General features: G+C 53.9%; 14 protein-coding genes. 7 read left to right on the top strand and 7 right to left on the bottom strand.

Annotated features, from left to right (window positions below):
* Positions 1 to 54 precede the first annotated feature (54 nt).
* On the bottom strand, positions 55 to 1,275 hold the full coding sequence (locus LN341_RS00450; protein WP_046220448.1) for an EAL and HDOD domain-containing protein: 1,221 nt from the start codon (positions 1,273 to 1,275) through the stop codon (positions 55 to 57).
* Positions 1,276 to 1,441: 166 nt separating this feature from the next.
* On the opposite strand from LN341_RS00450, the gene LN341_RS00445 reads away from it, so the two are divergent.
* Positions 1,442 to 2,488, top strand: coding sequence for an alpha/beta fold hydrolase (locus tag LN341_RS00445; RefSeq protein ID WP_370643672.1), 1,047 nt, complete (start codon positions 1,442 to 1,444; stop codon positions 2,486 to 2,488).
* Between the two features lie 142 nt (positions 2,489 to 2,630).
* The gene (locus LN341_RS00440; protein ID WP_046220449.1) at positions 2,631 to 3,428 is read left to right on the top strand and encodes a Cof-type HAD-IIB family hydrolase; all 798 of its coding nucleotides are present in this window, start codon (positions 2,631 to 2,633) and stop codon (positions 3,426 to 3,428) included.
* Between the two features lie 152 nt (positions 3,429 to 3,580).
* Here LN341_RS00440 and LN341_RS00435 read toward each other — a convergent pair whose 3' ends face one another.
* Positions 3,581 to 4,039 carry an EVE domain-containing protein gene (locus tag LN341_RS00435; RefSeq protein WP_046220450.1) on the bottom strand — a complete coding sequence of 153 codons (459 nt, stop codon included), beginning with the start codon at positions 4,037 to 4,039 and terminating at the stop codon, positions 3,581 to 3,583.
* 86 nt (positions 4,040 to 4,125) lie between these two features.
* Here LN341_RS00435 and LN341_RS00430 point away from each other — a divergent pair, with 86 nt between their 5' ends.
* The 4 genes from LN341_RS00430 to LN341_RS00415 all read left to right on the top strand — a co-directional run bounded on the left by LN341_RS00430 (position 4,126) and on the right by LN341_RS00415 (position 7,565).
* A complete protein-coding gene (locus LN341_RS00430; RefSeq protein WP_234203808.1) occupies positions 4,126 to 4,758 on the top strand; it encodes a tRNA-uridine aminocarboxypropyltransferase in 633 nt (210 codons plus the stop codon).
* Positions 4,759 to 4,941: 183 nt separating this feature from the next.
* Positions 4,942 to 6,384, top strand: a complete 1,443-nt coding sequence (locus tag LN341_RS00425; RefSeq protein ID WP_370643671.1) for a coniferyl aldehyde dehydrogenase — start codon at positions 4,942 to 4,944, stop codon at positions 6,382 to 6,384.
* Positions 6,385 to 6,439: 55 nt separating this feature from the next.
* The gene (locus LN341_RS00420; protein WP_234203807.1) at positions 6,440 to 7,012 is read left to right on the top strand and encodes a TetR/AcrR family transcriptional regulator; all 573 of its coding nucleotides are present in this window, start codon (positions 6,440 to 6,442) and stop codon (positions 7,010 to 7,012) included.
* Between the two features lie 199 nt (positions 7,013 to 7,211).
* Entirely contained in the window at positions 7,212 to 7,565 is a 354-nt protein-coding gene (locus LN341_RS00415) for a NirD/YgiW/YdeI family stress tolerance protein (RefSeq protein WP_234203806.1), read from the top strand.
* 140 nt (positions 7,566 to 7,705) lie between these two features.
* On the opposite strand, the gene LN341_RS00410 is transcribed toward LN341_RS00415, so the two are convergent.
* The 4 genes from LN341_RS00410 to LN341_RS00395 are packed head-to-tail and all read right to left on the bottom strand — an operon-like array spanning position 7,706 to position 11,369.
* Positions 7,706 to 8,869 (bottom strand): amidohydrolase, encoded by a 1,164-nt coding sequence (locus LN341_RS00410; RefSeq protein WP_234203805.1) that lies wholly within the window; start codon positions 8,867 to 8,869, stop codon positions 7,706 to 7,708.
* Positions 8,853 to 9,977, bottom strand: a complete 1,125-nt coding sequence (locus LN341_RS00405; protein WP_234203804.1) for a C45 family peptidase — start codon at positions 9,975 to 9,977, stop codon at positions 8,853 to 8,855. Before LN341_RS00405 ends, LN341_RS00410 begins: the two co-directional genes overlap by 17 nt.
* Complete coding sequence (locus LN341_RS00400) at positions 9,970 to 10,656, bottom strand: hypothetical protein (protein WP_046220456.1); 687 nt, start codon at positions 10,654 to 10,656, stop codon at positions 9,970 to 9,972. The genes LN341_RS00405 and LN341_RS00400 overlap by 8 nt, the downstream gene beginning before the upstream one ends.
* Positions 10,657 to 10,673: 17 nt before the next feature.
* Positions 10,674 to 11,369 (bottom strand): DUF5058 family protein, encoded by a 696-nt coding sequence (locus LN341_RS00395; protein ID WP_046220457.1) that lies wholly within the window; start codon positions 11,367 to 11,369, stop codon positions 10,674 to 10,676.
* A 119-nt stretch (positions 11,370 to 11,488) separates the two neighbouring features.
* Here LN341_RS00395 and LN341_RS00390 point away from each other — a divergent pair, with 119 nt between their 5' ends.
* Positions 11,489 to 12,244, top strand: a complete 756-nt coding sequence (locus LN341_RS00390) for a helix-turn-helix domain-containing protein (RefSeq protein WP_234203803.1) — start codon at positions 11,489 to 11,491, stop codon at positions 12,242 to 12,244.
* Between the two features lie 279 nt (positions 12,245 to 12,523).
* On the opposite strand, the gene LN341_RS00385 is transcribed toward LN341_RS00390, so the two are convergent.
* On the bottom strand, positions 12,524 to 13,711 hold the full coding sequence (locus tag LN341_RS00385) for an NAD(P)/FAD-dependent oxidoreductase (RefSeq protein ID WP_234203802.1): 1,188 nt from the start codon (positions 13,709 to 13,711) through the stop codon (positions 12,524 to 12,526).
* Positions 13,712 to 13,745 lie beyond the last annotated feature (34 nt).

Raw genomic sequence — 13,745 nt, 5'->3', positions numbered from 1 at the left:
CGGGCAAATGCCCGGTTTTGTTTTTCCTCTTTTCCCGCTGCCGGGTTGCCCCGCTTATTTCTGATACGGGATCTGATAGCTGGCCAGCCAGCGCAGCGTCTGATGATACACATTGGCAACCTGAACTTCACTCATCCCCAGCCGCTGGCAATACCGGGCGGTATTTTCCCAGTCAGCATTGTCATAGGCATCGAGCAGATTGAGCACATCGCCCAGCGGCCCTTGCCGCAGTAATAAGGCATTGTGTACCTCCTCTGACAGCGGCAGCAGCTCCAGCAATTTCGGCAGCGGCTTATCGAGCAGAGCATCGAGCAGCGAAAATATCCCGGCCAGAAACGCCTGATCACTGTTGAGGGCAATACCGCTTCCCCTGGCCAGCTCTTCGCACATCCGTGCCCGCTGCAGCGACAGAATATACAGCTCGCGCGGTTTGCGGATCGAGGCATGCGCCGCGGCCACCACAGAGACAAACAGCTTAATTTTCTCCTCCCCCAGATACACCAGCGCCTGCTTGAAGTTACCGATCGGCGATAAGGTTCGGTGCGCGGCGGAATTGACATAGCGCAACAGAAGATACGACAGAGACACGTCGCTGGAAATAATACGCTCGACACGGGGAAAATCGACCGGGGTGCGACTGATTTCCCGCAGCAGCCTCAGGGTGGTCAGGGTTTCCGGGGTCACCTGACGGTTTTTCAGCAGCTCAGGCTTACTGAAATAATAGCCCTGAAACAAATGAAAACCGGCAGCCCGGGCCGCTTCAAACTCTTCCCGGGTTTCTACTTTTTCGGCCAGAAACTTCAGGCGGCGGTTCTCATGCCGGGCAACGAAGTCGCAGGCACGCTGACAACCCAGTTTGATAAAATCGAGCTTGATCACATGCACATAAGGCATGAAACGCTGCCAGGCAGGATGCAAATCAAAGTCATCCAGCGCGATGGTATAACCTTGTTTGTACAGATGGCGTATGGCGGCAAACAGCTCGTCATCCGGGGGACAGGTTTCCAGTACTTCTATCACCACCTTATGCCGCGGCAGCAATAACGGCAGTAATTTCACCAGGCTGTCATAAGGGAAATTGATAAATGTGCGCTGACTTGCGGTGGCCAGATCATCACCGACTGCCATGTAGTTTTCCACCAGCAAACGGCTGGTGGCCGTATTGGCTTCAATGTCAGGAAAGGCATTGTGCTCCCCATCACGAAACAGCAGTTCGTAACCAACGGTTCTCTGCTGGCGATTCAGGATAGGTTGACGAGCAACATAGGCGTACATATTGGGGAAATGAATGATCCTGTCCGGTGGAAGACAATAACAATAATAGAATGGCAGCAGATTTTATGCCGTATCCAAAACCATCAATACTTTACGTTATACTGGAACATATTACTAATTCCTTTATCTCGCCACAAAGAGCGGACAAATGTTGGACAAGCTTCCCATGACTCAAGGATTTTCATTTTCCCTCCCGGCCGGGGCGATCAGCATGGAACCCGATTTTGCGGCCACCATGGCCGGACCGGTCGCCGAGTGCTGGGCCCAGCGCCGGCAAAGTCAGTTCGCCGGTGTCGGAGGCGTACCCATTGCCTGGATGAGCCTGACCGGGTTCAGCGCAGACAGAGCCATCGTGCTGGTGAACGGCCGGGTTGAAACCTTCCATAAATATCAGGAACTGTGCTGGGAGCTGACCCGTCAGGGCTACGATGTGTATGCCCTGGATCACAGAGGCCAGGGCTGTTCCGGCCGCTTAACCCCGGACAGCCAGCTCGGCCATGTGGAAGAATTTGCCGATTACGTCAGTGATCTCCATACCTTTGTCGAGACCATCATCAAACCCGCCGGTTACCAGCAACTCTTGATGCTCGGCCATTCGATGGGCGGTACAGTGACCAGTCTGTATCTGGCCCAGTATCCGGATGAGATTGCGGCCGCCGTGCTGAGCGCCCCGATGCACGGCATCAAAGTCAGCCACTGGATGAAACCCATTGCCTCACCGCTGGCCAGAGTGGCCGAGCAGCTCCAGCGTCAGCCCGGCTATGCGCCAGGTCAGGCGCCTTATTATCCCAAACCTTTTGCCGATAACCCCTTGTGCCAGAGCCAGTGCCGCTATGAGTGGTTTCGCCAGTTATATGAAGATCACCCTGAGTTAAAGCTCGGCGGCCCCAGCTCCCGCTGGGTCTGGCAGGCCTTGAGCGCGGCCCGCCAGTCGGTCGCTCTGGCCGGTCAGATCCGCTGCCCGATCCTGCTGCTGCAAAATGAACAAGACACCATCGTCGACAACCGGGCCCAGAACCTGTTTTGCCAGCAGATCAAACAGGCCGGCGGTCAGTGCCAGGTGAAAGTGATCAAAGGCGCCCGCCATGAAGTGCTGTTCGAGCAGGACTCGCAGCGAGTTGAGGCGGTCACGGCTCTGCTGGCGCACTTCGCCCGCTTCAGCAAGCCGGCGGCAGCCGAGACCCCGCTGGTCGCCAACAGCCAGCCAGGCTGAACCAGCACTGACTGGAATAGCGGAAAAAACCGGGGTCGCAGATTAGCCTCTTTTCTTGACTCCAATCTGGTTTACACTGCCTGTGTAGGTAAATCACCCGGCTGACCGAACAAGGGCAGCCACACAAAGAAAGAGACGTGCCATGTATAAAATTGTTGCTTCTGATCTTGACGGTACCCTGCTGACACCAGACCATAAAATAGCCCCTTTCACCAAAGAGGTCCTCCAGCAACTGCACCAGCAGGGCAAAGATTTTGTCTTCGCAACCGGCCGCCACCATGTCGATGTGGCCGAAATGCGTGAGCAACTGGGCATTCCGGCTTTCATGATCACCTCGAACGGTGCCCGGGTGCACACCTGTCAGGGCGAAGTCCTGTTCCAGCAGGACGTACAGCCTGACGTCATTCTGGGCTTGATGGAACTCACCAAAGACGAGCCGGACTTACGGATCCACATTTACCGCCATGATGACTGGCTGCTCAATATCGAAGATGCGTATCTGCGTGATTTCCACGAAACCTTTACCTATAAACTGTTCGACGTGAACAACCCGCCGCTGGATGGCGTGGCGAAGGTTTTCTTTACCCGTGATGATAAGGATCACGACAAGCTGGTCGTGCTGGAAGACAAATTCCGCGCCGTATTTGGCGAGCGTGCCAGTATCGCCTTTTCCACCCCCTGGTGTCTGGAAGTCATGGATGTTGGTGTATCGAAAGGTCATGCTCTGGCAGCAGTTGCCGAAGCGAAAGGCTATGCACTGACAGACTGCATCGCCTTCGGGGACGGTATGAATGATGTGGAAATGCTGAGCATGGCCGGCAAAGGTCTGGTCATGGGCACCGCTCACCACAAAGTGATGGCCGCCCTGCCGGACAACGGCGTGATTGGCTCCTGTGCCGACGAAGCCGTGGCGCATTATCTGGCCGAGCATCTGCTGTAAGCCACTTTCCCTGCTTCCTTTTTTAAGGGGGAAGCCAGGCGGGGGTTACTGAGCACAGACACCAAATCCGTGCTCGCCGCTCGAACCCCACCCTCACCCTCCCCTTGCCAAGGGGAGGGAATATTCAAACCATCAACCACAACCCCAGGGCGTTAAAACTGCCCTGTCATTCGCAGCACTTCCTGCCACTGCTGTTCCGTGACCGGCATAATGCTGAGGCGGTTGCCGCGCTGCACCAGCGGCATCTCATGCAGCGCATCATTGGCTTTGATGCGTTTGAGCGTGACCAGGCGCAGATGGCGCACATATTCAATATCGACCATCACCCAGCGCGGATTGGCGGGATCGGATTTCGGGTCGAAATACGGGCTGTCGGGATCAAACTGAAAATGATCCGGATAGGCCTCGCGCACCACTTTGGCGATCCCCACCACCCCAATATCTTTGCACGAGGAGTGATAAATAAAGACCTGGTCACCCACTTTAACCTCATCACGCATCATATTACGCGCCTGATAGTTACGCACCCCTTCCCAGCAAGCCACATTCATTTGCTTGAGCGTATCAATCGAGAAAGTATCGGGTTCCGTTTTGAATAACCAATAAGCCATAGTGCATCCTGTTGTCGTGATTTTGTGGTGCCAGCGCAGTAACATCTGAGCGAACTGATTCAAGCATACCATAAGCGATAACAACCATGAGCGATGAGAACCCGCAGCAAACCCGCACCGCCACTGCAGCTTCCTGCCCGAATTGCGGCTTTGTGCATCATTGTATCTGCCATGCCGAGGTTCGCCTGCACGCTCAGGCGATCTTTGTGCTGCTGACCCACAGCAAGGAATTTGGCAAAAGCACCAATACCGGCGCCCTGATGGCCAGAACCCTGCCGCATTGCCAGCGCGTGCTCTGGTCTCGCACTGAGCCGCCCGAGGCGCTGCTGACGCTGATAGCCGATGACCAGATCCAGCCCTGGCTGCTGTTTCCGGCCGATGACCCCCATCCCCCGACGCCCTTTGCGCACGAGGCAGGCAAAACCCCTTTATTCATTCTGCTCGACGCCACCTGGCAGGAAGCCCGCAAGATGGTGCGCAAAAGCCCGTGGCTGGCCAAGCTGCCCCGGCTCAGCCTGAGTCTGGTTCGCGACTCCGCTTACACCTTGCGTCGCAATCAGCAGACGGGTCATCTGTGTACCTGTGAAACCGGTATCGCCCTGCTGGAGTTGCTGGGAGAGCATCAGGATGCCAAAGCGTTACAGCAGTATTTCGACGCCTTTCTGGCCGCTTACCCGGCAGAAAAAAGTGGGCATCCGCGTCGCCAGACAGCACCATAATCGCGCTGCGTCTCACGGGCTGCACTTCACAGAACGGGATTTAAGTTTGCCGATTTCTTGCGCACAACACTCAGTCGACCTATATTAAACCGACTGGTCAGTCGGTTTACGGACAAACCGGCTGGCATTCTCTGAGACCTTAACCGCGCGCATGCGGTTCACTCTGTCAAACAGGAGATAGGGATGACTTTTGCCACTGCGACCCAAGACAACCAGCAGATTTTCACGATGCAGCGACTGTTCCATGCACAAAGGAACGAGTATCTGGCGCAGACTATGCCGGACTATGCCAGCCGGATTAGTAAACTCAAACAGCTCAAAGCCGCCTTGCTGGAGAACAAAGACGCCCTGTGTGACGCCCTGTCTGCCGACTTCGGCCACCGCAGCCATCAGGATACCCTGCTGAGCGACATCCTGCCCTGTGTTCAGCAAATCAACTACACCATCAAACGCCTGAAAAAATGGATGCGGCCATCGCGCCGTCACGCCGGTCTGCTCTTGATGCCGGCCAAAGTGGAAGTCATTTACCAGCCGGTCGGTGTGGTCGGGATCGTGGTGCCCTGGAATTTCCCGGTGATGCTGAGTATCGGCCCGCTGATCCCTGCACTGGCGGCCGGCAACCGCGCCATGATTAAGCTGAGTGAATTCACCCCGCAAACCAACCAGGTCATTACCGCCCTGCTGGCAGCGATTTTCGATGACACTGAGGTCGCTGTAATCGAAGGGGAAGCCGACATCGCAGCGGCTTTTACTGCCCTACCGTTTGATCACCTGCTGTTTACCGGCTCGACCGCCGTCGGCCGCCATGTCATGCGCGCCGCGGCAGACAATCTCACCCCGGTTACGCTGGAGCTGGGCGGTAAATCGCCAACCCTGATCGCCCCGGATGCCGATATGCCGCAGGCGGTTGAACGGATGATCTTCGGCAAGTGCCTGAATGCAGGTCAGATCTGTGTGGCACCGGATTACGTTTTAGTCCCGGAAGGCAAAGAAGATGCGTTCATTGCCGAGTTCAAGAAACAATTTACGCAAATGTATCCGCAAGGCGTGCACAGCCAGGACTTTACCTCAGTCGTCAATCAGCGCCAGTTCGACCGCCTGAGCCAGTGGCTGGCAGAAGCTGTGCAGAAGAATACCCGGATTGAAGCCGTCCACCCGGATGCGATCGACTCGGGTGCGCACCGTATGGTGCCGCATTTGCTGGTCAACCCGAATGACAGCCTGACCCTGATGCAAGAAGAAATCTTCGGCCCCTTACTGCCGGTGATCACCTACAGCAACATTGACGAAGCCATCCAGTATATCCAGCAGCGCCCCCGTCCGCTGGCCTTGTACCTGATGACGCAGGACAAAAGCCTGCAAGCGCGCGTGAAGGCTGATGTTCACGCCGGCGGCATGGCGATCAATGATTCGGTGTTCCATGTCGCGGCCGACGATGCGCCCTTCGGCGGTATCGGACCCTCAGGCATGGGCCATTATCACGGTAAGGAAGGTTTTCTGACCTTCTCCAAAGCCAAAACCGTGCTGACCAAAGGCCGTATCAATACCGCCAAACTGGCCGTACCGCCTTTCACCGGCTGGCGGGCCAGAGTGCAAAAGCTGATGATGGCTTTCTTCTTACGCTAAACCTGTATTATGCTGGCTCACCCCGATGAGCCAGTTTCTCCACTGACAGCGAGCTATGAGCCAGAATAAGAAGCAACAATTGTTAGATGCCGCCCTTACCCTGTTCACCCAGCAGGGTATTCAGGCCACGGCCACCGCCAAGATTGCCAAAGCCGCCGGCGTCGCCAACGGCACGCTGTTCCATCACTTTGCCAGCAAGCAGGTGCTGGTCGAAACTCTGTATCTGAGCATCAAAACAGATATGGCAACGGCCCTGACACCACCGGACACCAGCCTGAGCGTACAGGCGCAATTGCAGCATATCTGGCAAGCCGCCATCAGCTGGGGGTTAAGCCATCCGCAGCAATTTCAGTTTCTGCGCCAGATGGCCAACGACCCGCAGTACCTGCTCAGCCAGCAACATGCCATGCTCAGTCAGGCTCTGCCTTTCCTGCCGCAGCTGATCGAACAAGGGCAACAGCAAGGGGAACTGGCCGACTGGCCGCGCGCCCTGATGCTCAACACCTGCCACAGCCTGTTTTTATCCACCGTCAGCCTGTTTGCCGAGCAACCGGCACTGGCAGCCGATCCCGCCTCACGTCAGGCGGCGTTTGATATGTTGTGGCACGGCATGGCCCGGCGAACCTGATCGCAAAGAAAATTGGCGATAAAAAAAGATTCTTTATCGCTACTTTTCATATATTTCTGACGGAAATTTCACGCTTACTTCACGTTCTCTTCGTTATTCTGGCGACACAGACAGCACAATGACAGCAGCAAATCGTGACTCAGCTGTCATACTGAAAACTGTCGTTGCTCCCATGAGCCCGATAACGGAGAACCGAATCATGAAAAAAATAATCTTCTTATTCGCTACGCTGGCCCTGCCCCTGACCGCGACCGCCGCTCAGGGCGGCTACACAGGACCGAACGAAACCCAGGGCGCCAGCGCAACCGTTGCCCAGGCAATGCAGGCCAAAGACGACACGCGCGTCACCCTGACCGGCCATATCATCGCGTCACTCGGCGATGAGGACTACCGCTTTAAAGACAGCACAGGCGAAATGATTGTCGAAATCGACAACCACCTGTGGGGCGATCAGCAAGTCGGCCCGGAGACCCAGGTCACCCTGATGGGCGAAGTCGATAAAGACCTCAACGGCACCACAGTCGATGTAGATAGCGTACAGATTGGGCAGTGAACCGACGACCCAATCATTGAGACAACCCGGCTTTCACAGCAGAACCGGGGAAACAAGTGGCACGGTATTCGTGCCACTCCTATCGGGGGGCGCCGTGATGGCCTGATGTATTTGCGAAAAATCACATCACCCTAGTGCCGTTAATTTAATTCAACCTGCACCAGCTCGCAGAAAAAGCTGGCGGCTATGGGGATAAGATCATCATCGAAATCGTATTGATGATGGTGCAAATTCTGAGATTCCCCGGCACCAATCGCAACATAACACCCCGGTACTTCTTCCAGCATAAAGGCAAAATCTTCACTGCCCATGACGGGGTCAACGTCGGTGGTGACATTGGTCTTGCCCACGACCCGGGCAGCTGCTTGCGCGGCAATATCGGTGGCATGTGGGTCATTGAGCAAGGGAATGAAGGTTTCTTGAAATGTGATGGTGGCGCTGCCGCTATACATTTGTGCCGTTTGCTGGCAGATTTGCTCCAGCCGCTGCTGCATTAAACGACCAATCTCTTGATTAAAAAAGCGCAAACAGCCTTTCATCTGCGCGCTGTCAGGGATCACATTGTAGCTGTTGCTGACCGCGCGCGAGTCGGTGAACGTCAGCACACCACACTCGGCAGCCGGCAGGTTCTGCGCCACGATAGATTGGGCCGATAAGTAAATATGGCTCATGATCAGCCCGGGATCCGTGGCTAAGTGGGGATAAGCCGCATGCCCGCCCTGGCTTTGAATCTGGATATCGAAAAAGAACGACCCGGCCATCAGTGCGCCTTCACGCATCAAAATATGGCCTTTGGCGACATTCGGCATGTTGTGGTAGGCGTAAATGCGCCGGCACGGAAAACGCTCGAACAAGCCATCCTGGATCATGGATAAACCGCCGCCCAAGCCCTCTTCCGCAGGCTGGAAAATAAAGATGACTGTGCCGGAAAAATCCCGGGTTTGTGCCAGATGCCAGGCAGCTGCAAGCAAGCTTGCCGTGTGGCCGTCGTGGCCACAAGCGTGCATTTTCCCAGCCACAGTTGACCTGTGGGCGAAATCATTTTCTTCCTGGATCGGTAAAGCATCCATATCGGCGCGCAGACCAATGATGTGATCCGACGCACGGTTACCTTTCAGCACCCCGACAATACCGGTTTTGCCGATTTGGGTGTGCACTGCATCAAAACCAAATTCCCGTAATTTCTGCTCCACAAACCGGGCGGCGAATTCTTCTTCAAAGCCCAGCCCCGGATGCTGATGCAACGCATGCCGCCATTGCAGAAACGCGGGTTGGTTTTGCTCAATCTCATGAATGACAGGCATGACTTTCCCCCCAAATGAGCTGATCTCCCGCAAAACGCACGCTGAATGACTCACCCTGGCAGGGATTGGTCATTGAGATTTCAGCTTTTTGTTCCGACAGGTTGATTACTATGCTGAAGACGCTGGATAAAGTGCCAAGCAAACCTGCTTTATTGGACGGATGCTGACAGATGCCTTCGTGGCCGCCAGAATGATCGCCCAAAATGGCCCTCAAGCGCTCGAACGACGCGCTGTTGTTGTCCGTTAACAACTGGGTACAACGATGCAGGCGATGGTAGGTCGATGCCCCCATCAGCTTCACAGTCGGATCCGGGACAGTTTTGTTCTTCTCACCGATTAAGTGGTTGGTGTGAACAATCACGCCGCTGTGTTGCTGATCCGGAATAATATCGACGTTGGCCGGGGTGACTTCAACGCTATAGGCCGCGCCATCCGAAGAGGCGATCAGATAGTTCGCCGCACACATGCTTTGGTTGAGCAGCGGCCAGTTCATCGCGCTGATCAGATTCGGGCTGCGCAATATCCTGCGCAGCAAGAGATGCGCCGGCCAACCTGTGGGATCAAACCCACAAGACAGTGCATTGAAACAGACGCCGACACCCGCATTGTTAAAGCCAATCTTCCCGATAATCCCGGCTTCAGTCACCATGCAGTAATGCGGCCCCGAGACCGGTTGAACATGGGCAATAAAGCACGCCTCGCGTTGTGCTTCTATCCAGTCCCAGTTCTGGCCTAACATCATGGCTTGTTCGTCATTGGCATGCGGCATTGACGCAAAGGAGGTGCAGCCGTCATGACAGGAGGTGGTTTCCCCCGTGACGGCAAACAAAAGCTCACTGCGAATATTGAGGGACAAAATTTCTAACAATGTAAACCCCGAACCTTCTGCAATGCCGGCCATTTCTTCAAAGGCACTCGGATCCAGCTGTTGCAGTCTGTCCTGCTCCAGCGCCGCATACTCTAAGACCTGCGCCCAGCTGAGCCCGGCCAGCTCCCGGAACATGTTTTGATAATTGGTCAGGCTCGCCTTGATTTGTTGCTGGCACTGCTGGCCATGTTGCAAGCCAATTTCAAAATCCGTGCCCGATAAGGTGATCACATCATACATTTTCGGTTTCTCCCACCGGCACAGGCTGACTGGCCGCTAACTTTCTTTTTTCCAGCCAGATCGATAACAAAATCCCGCCCAGAATGCAGACAATCAGGATTGACCAGCCCGGTGCGGCCATCAGGTTGAGTCCGATTGTGGCGGCTAACAGAATCGCGCAGGTCGTCATGCTCTTTTGTGCAAATAAAAATAAGAGCGCGCCCATGACGCTTGGCAGCACGTATTCGAACATGCCGAGAATATTTTCAGGTAATCGCGTTAAGACCTCCTGCCCCAACATGGCGACCACAAGCAGTACGATCAGATTCACCACGATCGAAACGCCAATACTGATGGTGGAAATAATATCGCCTTCGGGTGAGCCTTGTTTGACGCCGACACGTAACTGAGCAACGGCTGAAACCGGCAAGCGCAGGTTTGAAATATTCCCCGCCAGCCAGGACATATAAGTCCCGGATAAACCTAGCACCGGATAATAGGTCATCGGCTCGAGGACATAGGAGATCACCATGAAAGAAGCGATGATGGCAAAGGCGCCAAAAAGTTGAGAGATATCAGGGCTCAAGCCATAAGCCAGGTACAGATATACTGCCGGGCCAAAACTGAGCAACGCAGCGAGCAGCAGGGTCAACCGGCCCCAGAACTGGATTGAGGCAATAAACTGACTATAAGTATTCATGTGAGATTCCTTTCTGATTAGCGCACGAGCGTGCTGGCCATGCCGGCAAAGATAGCGAAACCAAATGCCCAGTCATGCAGCCAGGCTTTGCCCGATTTATCCGCAACCATGGACAGCACCAGGACAGTGATCCCTGAGACCGCAAAAGCGGAGAAATTGGGCACATCTTTCAGCATTTGAGGAGCACTGAAATACGAAATCGCCCCGATCATTGCGCCGATAGACAGTGCCGGCAGCATTTCTTCCCGTCCCCGGACCAGGGTGTTTCTCATTGTGTCGAACTTATGGGCAAAGCACATGACGATCACCAGCCAACCCAGTGCGCCGAGGGTGCAAGTCCAGACAACGTTGACATAAGCGTGAATATTGAAGCTTTCGCTGCCAATTTCGGTTCCCGCGGCTTTCGCAGCACTGGAGGCGGCAAACAGCTCAAACGGCACCGCACCAATCACAGACAGTCGCATCCAGGCAAATGCAGCACCTAAGCTGACCATCAGAGATAACATGGCAATGGCAACGCCGAGCGAAGGGCCAATCGAGCTGATGGCGGCGGTCCGGACGGCGACTTTAATTTGTTCATCGGTAATGGATAATGATTTGGCGGTTTTCTTGGCTTTGTAAATGAACAAAGCTGCCTGAAAACACACCATCAAAACAATGAGGCTGCTCACTGCCCACATTGCAGGTGAATTTGCTATAGTTTGATAGTCCATTCATCTTGTCCTTTTTATTCAATGGATGAACATCTACATAAACATAAAAAAACTGCCCATGTGGAAGATTAGGTTTCACCCGATGAAACCTAAGGGCGAAAAAAGAGTGCAATTGGAAAATGGATTTAAAAAATGAGACGCCTGTCATGCGGGTGCTGCGACTTCTGACGCTGATGGCTGAGCAAGAGACTTTGTCTTTAGAAGAAGCTCATCTGTTAACCGGGTTATCCAAATCGACCTTAACACGTGCTTTTTTGAGCCTGGAACAAGCCGGTTGGGTACACAGATATCTGGGCAATCATAAATACACTTATATTCCACCTTATTCAGATAAGCTTCGCGATGAACAAATTGAATGCGTCCTGAAAAAGCGTTTAGCTGTGCTGGTCAAACCCATTTTAGAAGGCCTGTATCAAATCACGGGATTATCAACAGATTTCACATTCATGTTTGATGAATTAGTGATTGTGGAGAGCAGTTTTGGCTTAACCGATGCCCGTGTCGCTAAAAGAGCAGTGATTGGCTTAGGGGTTGATTTACAGCACTCCTCTATGGGGAAAGCGTACAGTGCAGCTTTGGCGGGCCAGCATCGGGATGGGATGTATTATGCGCGGAAAAAACAGTTTTGGGGTTATAAAGAGCTCAAGCAAACCTTTAATATCTCTGCAATCGCCATCCCTGTATTTTATCAACAACAGCCAATCGGCTCGATGAATCTGGCATGGTTTGATACCAATACATCATCCTATGATGAAAATAAAATAGCTGAACAATATTTGACTGATTTATATCTGGCATCACAGCGTATTTCTGATGTTATTTCTGAAAGTGGTCTCGATATAACGCCTTTTATTCGCATAGCTCAGATTAAATAGACTAGATCAATGATTGTGACCTCTGTCTTTTTAGTGAACTCACTTTGGTGAAAGGCATAAATACCCGTGCCTATAAAAAACAAACTCAAATCACATTCAGTTAAAGATTGCCCTTTCATTCCAATTCACTCGTCGCCCTGGTGTTTGAAATAAACCATTCAGGATGAATATGGTTCAATCGTCACAAAAATCAATCGAGAAATACATTCTCGATTCAGAAACAAAAACAGCCCCGCGAGGCGGGGCTGTGTTCGTTCAAAATATTCAATTCAGTGCAGCTTACACATACTGTCCGGCGACAAAGCCGGAACTCCAGGCCCACTGGAAGTTATAACCGCCGAGCCAGCCGCTGACGTCCATCACTTCACCGATAAAATACAGGCCGGGCACGGTTTTAGCTTCCAGGGTTTTCGAGGACAGGCCGTCGGTGTCGACGCCGCCCAGGGTGACTTCGGCGGTGCGGTAACCTTCGGTGCCGTTGGGGGCAATCTGCCACTGGTGAAAATAGTCGTGCAGTGCCTGAACCTCTTTCGGGTTGAGCTGCTTGAGCGGCTTGTCTTCGATATCACCACGCGCGATCATGGCTTCGACCAGGCGCTTGGGCAGCAAACGGGACAGCGAGTTTTTCAGGCTCTGGTTGGGGTGTTTGTCGCGCATCGCCTGCAGGGTGTCATCCAGACTCAGGGTCGGCAGTAAATCAATCGACACCGCCTGGCCCGGCTTCCAGTACGAGGAGATCTGCAAAATGGCCGGGCCGGACAGACCGCGGTGCGTGAACAGAATATTCTCTTTGAAACTGGTGCCATCGGCGGCTGTCACCACAGCGGGAACCGCAATCCCGGACAGATCGGCAAAGGCGTCTTTGTCTTCGACATGCAGGGTAAAAGGCACCAGACCGGCTGTGGTCGGCACCATCTTGAGGCCGAACTGCTCGGCAACCTGATAGCCAAACGGGGTGGCGCCAAGCTTGGGCATCGACAGACCACCGGTGGCAATCACCAAAGATTCACAGGATACGGTGTCTGCGTTGATTTTCAGGTGAAAGCCGCTGTCGGTTTTGCTGATGTCCAGGACATCACTGCGATAACGCTGTTGTACCGTCGGCAAGTCGCATTCTTTGAGCAACATCTCGACGATGTCTTTGGCCGAATCGAGGCAGAACAGCTGGCCGTGATCCCGCTCTTCGTAGGTAATATCATGCTTGGCGATCATGGCGATAAAATCCCACTGGGTATACTGCGCCAGCGCCGATTTGGCAAAGTGCGGGTTGCGGCAGACATAGTTGCTGGCCGTCACATCATAGTTGGTAAAGTTACAACGGCCCCCACCGGAGATCAGAATTTTCCGGCCCGGTTTTTTGCCGTGTTCGACCACCAGCACAGAGCGGCCGCGTTTGCCAGCCTCAGCGGCACACATCAGCCCGGCGGCACCCGCACCGATAATTACTACATCAAACTTTTCTGCCATTCTCTTATCCGCAATCCGACTCAGCGACAAAATA

The organism is Photobacterium sp. TLY01, assembly GCF_021432065.1.
Classification (GTDB): Bacteria; Pseudomonadota; Gammaproteobacteria; order Enterobacterales; family Vibrionaceae; genus Photobacterium; species Photobacterium halotolerans_A.
This window is presented reverse-complemented; position numbering and strand designations above follow the sequence as displayed.

Excerpts from the sequence above, each read along its gene's own strand:
- LN341_RS00450 (WP_046220448.1), bottom strand. The coding sequence starts at position 1,275 with ATGTACGCCTATGTTGCTCGTCAACCTATCCTGAATCGCCAGCAGAGA.
- LN341_RS00445 (WP_370643672.1), top strand. The coding sequence starts at position 1,442 with ATGACTCAAGGATTTTCATTTTCCCTCCCGGCCGGGGCGATCAGCATG.
- LN341_RS00440 (WP_046220449.1), top strand. The coding sequence starts at position 2,631 with ATGTATAAAATTGTTGCTTCTGATCTTGACGGTACCCTGCTGACACCA.
- LN341_RS00435 (WP_046220450.1), bottom strand. The coding sequence starts at position 4,039 with ATGGCTTATTGGTTATTCAAAACGGAACCCGATACTTTCTCGATTGAT.
- LN341_RS00430 (WP_234203808.1), top strand. The coding sequence starts at position 4,126 with ATGAGCGATGAGAACCCGCAGCAAACCCGCACCGCCACTGCAGCTTCC.
- LN341_RS00425 (WP_370643671.1), top strand. The coding sequence starts at position 4,942 with ATGACTTTTGCCACTGCGACCCAAGACAACCAGCAGATTTTCACGATG.
- LN341_RS00420 (WP_234203807.1), top strand. The coding sequence starts at position 6,440 with ATGAGCCAGAATAAGAAGCAACAATTGTTAGATGCCGCCCTTACCCTG.
- LN341_RS00415 (WP_234203806.1), top strand. The coding sequence starts at position 7,212 with ATGAAAAAAATAATCTTCTTATTCGCTACGCTGGCCCTGCCCCTGACC.
- LN341_RS00410 (WP_234203805.1), bottom strand. The coding sequence starts at position 8,869 with ATGCCTGTCATTCATGAGATTGAGCAAAACCAACCCGCGTTTCTGCAA.
- LN341_RS00405 (WP_234203804.1), bottom strand. The coding sequence starts at position 9,977 with ATGTATGATGTGATCACCTTATCGGGCACGGATTTTGAAATTGGCTTG.
- LN341_RS00400 (WP_046220456.1), bottom strand. The coding sequence starts at position 10,656 with ATGAATACTTATAGTCAGTTTATTGCCTCAATCCAGTTCTGGGGCCGG.
- LN341_RS00395 (WP_046220457.1), bottom strand. The coding sequence starts at position 11,369 with ATGGACTATCAAACTATAGCAAATTCACCTGCAATGTGGGCAGTGAGC.
- LN341_RS00390 (WP_234203803.1), top strand. The coding sequence starts at position 11,489 with ATGGATTTAAAAAATGAGACGCCTGTCATGCGGGTGCTGCGACTTCTG.
- LN341_RS00385 (WP_234203802.1), bottom strand. The coding sequence starts at position 13,711 with ATGGCAGAAAAGTTTGATGTAGTAATTATCGGTGCGGGTGCCGCCGGG.